This is a genomic window from Enterorhabdus sp. P55 (assembly GCF_009911695.1).
GTDB lineage: Bacteria > Actinomycetota > Coriobacteriia > Coriobacteriales > Eggerthellaceae > Enterorhabdus.
The window spans coordinates 1-5,531 of the sequence record NZ_QWKK01000124.1; the positions used below are offsets into that span (position 1 = coordinate 1).

Sequence of the window (5,531 nt, forward strand, 5' to 3'; positions counted from 1 at the left end):
CTCGCCGCGCGCGCCCGGAGCGACGGCGAGCGCGCCCTTGCGGCCGCGGCCCTCGCGCCCATCGCGGCAGCGGCGCCCGCGGCCGAGGAGGCGGGGCTCTCGTTCAGCCGGCTCATGGCGCTTCTGGGGTCGCGTGCCGTCGCGGTCTCGCTGCGCGTCGATCCGGCTGAGAGCGAGGTTGACGCCGGCGAGCAGCCGACGTCCGGTGAAGGCGGGGCCGACCTCGCGCGGAGGCTTTCGACCGTTGCCGCGGGGACGAGCGAGCGGGGCGCGTGCCCCGCGGTCGCTGCCGGGGAAGAGGGCGCGCCCTCCACAGCCAATGCCGCGGAAGCCGAGGCGCGCCTTGCGGGCGTCGTCGGCGAGGAGAATCCGGCTGTCGCGGAGGCGCCGCCCGGCGCCGCCCGGCCTTCGGGCGCTCTTCCCGTCGTGCTGTTCACCACGCTTGAGCGGGCGGGCCGCCTCGGCGCCGGCGCGGCGTACGGGCTCATCGTCTGCGGGCTTAACTCGGCCGAGCGGCCGGTGCGGGCGGCGGAGGACGCGCGGGCCACGCTGCTGGCCAAGCTGGGCGCGGCGGCGCCGGTCGATGCGCTCGCGTCCCAGCGCCGCCGCTTCCGCGACGCGCTCGAGGCGGCACGTGCGGTCGTGGTGCTCGAGCGGGCGCTCAACGGCGTGGGCGCCGAGCCGCGCTACCCGGCCACGCTCTTCGAGGAGGCGGTCGACTGCTACCGCGCCGACGTGCGCTCCGATGTCGGCATGAATCGCGACCTGGCCATCCCCGAGGCGCTCGTGCCGCAGGTGAGCACGTTGGCCGAGAACCGCTTCGTCTACGGCGCCTGCGGCACTGACGAGCAGCCGGCGGGGCTCGTGGCGCCCCTTCCGCGCACCGGCGCCATCGGCGAGGCCATGGCGCCCTTCATCACCCTGCCGCGTGGCGTCGAGAGCGTCACGCGCGAGGGCCTTGACCTGTCGCCCTCGGCCATCGAGAGCTACCTCGACTGCCCCTACCGCTGGTTCGTGCAGCGCCGGCTCTCGCTGGACGCGCCGGACGAGGGGTTTGGCTCGCTCGAGCGCGGCACCTTCGTCCATGAGGTGCTCCAAAGCTTCTACCTGCGGCTTCACGAGGAGGGGATGGAGCGCGTGACGGCTGAGGGCCGCGAGCGCGCCCTCGCCCTGATCGACGAGGTGTTCGATGCCGCCTGCGCGGCCCAGGCGACGCGCCGACCGGGGCATCGCTACGTGCCGGCCGATCGTCGCGAGCGCGACCTGCGCGAGGCGCTGCGCCCGCAGCTTGCGCGCTACGTGGCGGCCGAGGCGTCGTTCCTTCCCGGCTTCGTCCCGACGTACCTGGAGTGGAGCTACGGCCAGGACGGCGGCGTGCCCTACGCGGGGCACTGGATCGTGGGGACGGTGGACCGCATCGACGTGGACGGGGAGGGTCGCGCCGTGGTCATCGACTACAAGACCTCGCTCGGGCCGGCCTACCACCTGCACGGGCGCGAGGAGGAGCCGGGCGCGCCCTTCGCGCTGCCGCGCAAGATGCAGGCGCTCATCTACGCACGCGTGGTCGAGCGCCTGCTCGGCGTGCGCGTGGTGGCGACGCTCTACGTGAACCCGCTGCGCCAGGCGGTGGCCGGCGCCTTCGACGCGCGCTCGCTCGACGCGGCGGCGATGCCGGGGCTCGATCCCGCGCGCTCGCGCGTGCCCTACGGCGCGGTGGGCTCGTTTCCCGAGCTGCTCGCGCGGGCCGAGGAGGAGGTGGCGCGGCGGCTCGCGGCGCTTGCCGCGGGGGACGTGCGCCCCAACCCGTCGGATAAGGACGCGTGCCGGTGGTGTCCGGCCGTCATCTGCGAGAGGAGGCTCTAGATGGATCTGGACGCGATGAGCCTGACGCCCGCCCAGCGCGCCTCCATCGAGCGCGTGGACGGCCCGCTCCTGCTGTGCGCGGGCGCCGGGTCGGGCAAGACCTTCACGCTGCAGCAGCGCATCGCCTACGCGCTCTCGCCCGAGAGCGGGCCGGCGGTGGACGGCATCGAGCGCGTGCTCGCCATCACCTTCACCGATAAGGCCGCCGCCGAGATCAAGAGCCGCGTGCGCGCCGTGCTGCGCGCGGAGGGCATGCTCGACGACGCGCTCAAGGTGGACGGCGCGTGGATATCCACCATTCACGGCATGGCCGGGCGCATTCTGCGCGCCCACGCCCTCGAGCTGGGGATGGACCCGGCGTTTCGCCAGCTCGAGGAGGGCGAGGCCGACGAGATGCGCCGCCGCGCCTATGCCGCGGTGCTTGAGCGCGCCGAGGCTGCGGGCGCTGATGCGTGGGCTGACCTGCGCCGCGCCTTCCCGCCGGCCGCCGGTGAGCGGGCCGTCACGATGGAGTCGCTCGTCGCGGCGGTGCTCGAGCGCGCGGAGTCGCTTACCGAGGGGCTCGACGCCTTCACGTGGGGGCCTGTGGGCGCGCGCACGCCCGGGGCCGTGGCCCGCGAGCTGGCCGGCGCCTACGAGGAGGTGGCGGCGCTGCCGCTCACGGAGAAGGCAGCCGCGGCGGTGGAGCCGGCCCGCGAGGCGCTCGCCGCCTACCTGGCCGACCCCGGCGCGGATGACGCGGAGGGGTGGCGCGGTCTCATCGCGGTGCTCGCCGGGCTCGAGCGGCCGGCCGCGCGCGGAAAGACGGCCGAGGACGTGAAGCGCCTGCACCAGGTGGCCGACAAGGCGGCGCTCGAGGCGAGCCTGGGGCTCGGCGGGTGCCTGGCGGCCCAGCTCATGGACCTCGCGCGTCAGGTGGACGCCGAGTACGCGGCCGCCAAGGCCCGGGCGGGCGCCATCGACATGGCCGACTTGCTGCGGCGCGCGCTTGCGGCCCTGCGCGACCACCCTGCCATCGCCGCGGAGCTGCGCGAGCGCTTTCAACTGGTGATGGTGGATGAGTTCCAGGACACCAACCAGCTCCAGATCGACCTCATCGAGCGCCTCTGCCGCCCCGGTGACGCCAATTTGTGCACCGTGGGCGACTCGCAGCAGTCGATCTACCGCTTCCAAGGCGCTGATGTGGGCGTTTACCTGGAGCACAAGCAGGCCATGGCCTCATCGGAGGTGGGGGCGCTGTGCCTCTCGCTCGACCGGAACTTCCGCAGCCATGCCGATGTGCTCGCCTTCGTGCGGCGCGTCTGCGGGCGTCCCGGCTTCTTCGTGGAGGACTTCCTCGACCTCGAGGCCGGGCGCGACGAGGCGGCGGTGGTCGCGCGCGGGCGGCACTTCCGCGGCGCCGGTCCGCGCCTGGCCCTGCAGGTCGTGGGCTACACGCAGTCCTCCCGCGGGCATGTGGGCGCCAACGCCGACGGCGCCCGGGCCGTGGAGGCCGCCGGCATTGCGCGCTGGTTCGCCAGCCTGCGCGACGCAGGGCATCGCCCGAGCGACATGGTGCTGCTCATGGGGACGACGCGCCACGCGTCCGTCTACGCCGACGCGCTGCGGGCCGAGGGGCTCTCCTGCGTGATGACGGGCGGGTCGGGCTTCTACGGCACGGCCGAGGCGGCGCTTGTGGCGTGCCTTCTGCGCGCGCTCGCCCAGCCGGAGGACACCGAGGCGCTCTTCGCCGTGCTCTCCGGCGAGCTGTTCCGCCTGTCAGCCGACGACCTCATGGAGTTGGGCACCCTGTTCTCCGAGGAGCAGGATGACCCCGCGGCCCTGCCCCGGCGCTGCTCCATCGGCCGCAAGGCGTTTCCCCGCACGCCCGAGGCCGCCTCGCCGCGGCTCGCCTTCGCCTGCGCGGTGATGCAGGCCGCCTGGCGCGACGTGGGCCGGCGCCGTCCCTCGCGCGTGCTGCGTCAGGTGCTGGCCGACTCCGGGCTGCTCAGCCGCCTGGCGGGCGAGGGGGCCGACGGCGAGGCGCGCGCGGCCAACCTGCTCAAGGCCGCGGCCATCGTCGAGGGGATCGAGGAGCGCGGCGGCCTGGGCATGGCCCGCGTGGCCCGCGCGTTCAGCGCGCGCCTGGCCGGGAAGGAGAAGATGGGCGCGCTCGTGGGCGACGCCGCCGGGTCGGTGCGCATCATGACGGCCCACAGCTCGAAGGGCCTCGAGTTCCCGCTCGTGGCGGTGACGGACTGCTACGACGCCGGCGAGCGGGAGGGGAGGCTGCGGATGCTCGTGGCCGGCGGGCGCGTGGCCGCCTCGCTCGAGCCGGCCGAGGGCGCCGCACCGCGCAAGAAGGCGGCCGCGGCCCAGACCTACGAGGGCCTGTTCGACGAGGAGCGCGCGGCGCTGTTCCCCGCTGCGCGGCCCGGGGCCTGGGAGCCGGTGGCCGGCGCGCCCTCTCCCGCGTTCTACCGTGCGGCGCTGGCCGCGGCGGCTGAGGAGGAGGCCGTGCTCGAGCGCCGCCGCCTCTTCTACGTGGCGGCCACGCGCGCGAGCGAGGCGCTGCTCGTGTCGTGTCGCGTGCGCCACGGCAAGGAAGGCGACGCGCTCGAGCCGGTGCAGGAGGACCTGCGCGCGGCCCTCTTCGGCGACGGCCCGTTCCCGACCGAGGCCAGCGCGGTCGCCTACGGCGGCAGCGAGCCTCTGGCCTATGCGTACGCGGACGCCGACGCGCTCGTGGCCGCGGAGGCGGCGGGCGCGGGGGATGCGGCAGGCGCCGAGGATGCGGGCGTCGGGGCTGGTGTCGCAATGTCGTGCGATAAGGGAACAAGTGTTTCACGTGAAACACCGGGAGGCGGAGAGCGAAGGCTGCGAGCCGGGGCAGCTAGCTGCGCGGCATGCGCCGATGGGGCGGCGAGCTGTGCGGCGGGCGCGGGAGGCGGCGGAGCGGAGGTTGCCTCGGTGGGCGCGGCGGCTGGCGGTCTGGCATGCGCGGCGGGCTGGGTTGGTGCAAAGGCCGCTGCCGAGGGGGCTGTCGCGATAGCTTACCCCGCGCTGACGGAACGCCGGCGCCTGCCGCGCCATGCCGGCGAGCGCGCCGACGACGGCCTAGCCTCCTACAGCATGCTCGCCGAGGCGCCGGGCGCCGTGCGCGTCGGCATGGCGCTGGCTGGGGAGGTGCCTGGCGCGCCGGTCGCCGGTGGCGACGATGCCTCGGCGAGCATGCCCGCGCTGCGGGGGGCCGACGGCGCTGTGGCCTGCGGCGTTGCGGGCGCGGATGGCGCGGCGGCAGAGGGCTTTGGGCGCGACAGCGCGGAGGCGACGGCGAGGAGCGTCTTCGCGATCCGTCCAGTGGCGTCTGGGGGCGACCTGGCTGACGAGATGCCGACGACGGGCGATGCAGCCGGCGGCGCGGACGGGGCTGAGGCGACGTCTGGCGCCCTCGGCCGCAGCAGCCTCTCGGCGGGGGAGCAGGCCGGCGGCGCGGATGGCGAGACGCCGGTGTCGGACGCCCGCGTGCCTGAGGGCGACGACGAGGTCGGAGCCCTCGCGGTCGGGGAGTCCGCGCGCCCGGGCGCCGACGCGGACAAGGCCACGGCGCTCGGCAGCGCCTTCCACCGGCTGGCCCAGCTGGACGCCCTGCGCGGCGCCGACGCGGCCCGTGCGGCCGTGGCCGCCCA

At 75.4% G+C, this 5,531-nt stretch carries 2 protein-coding genes; both read left to right on the forward strand.

The window, feature by feature from the left end; all coding sequences use genetic code 11:
* A partial coding sequence (locus tag D1643_RS09480) for a PD-(D/E)XK nuclease family protein (protein WP_160710389.1) occupies positions 1 to 1,863 on the forward strand: 1,863 nt, incomplete at its 5' end.
* The coding region (locus D1643_RS09485) for a UvrD-helicase domain-containing protein (RefSeq protein WP_160710390.1) at positions 1,864 to 5,531 on the forward strand (3,668 nt) is incomplete at its 3' end.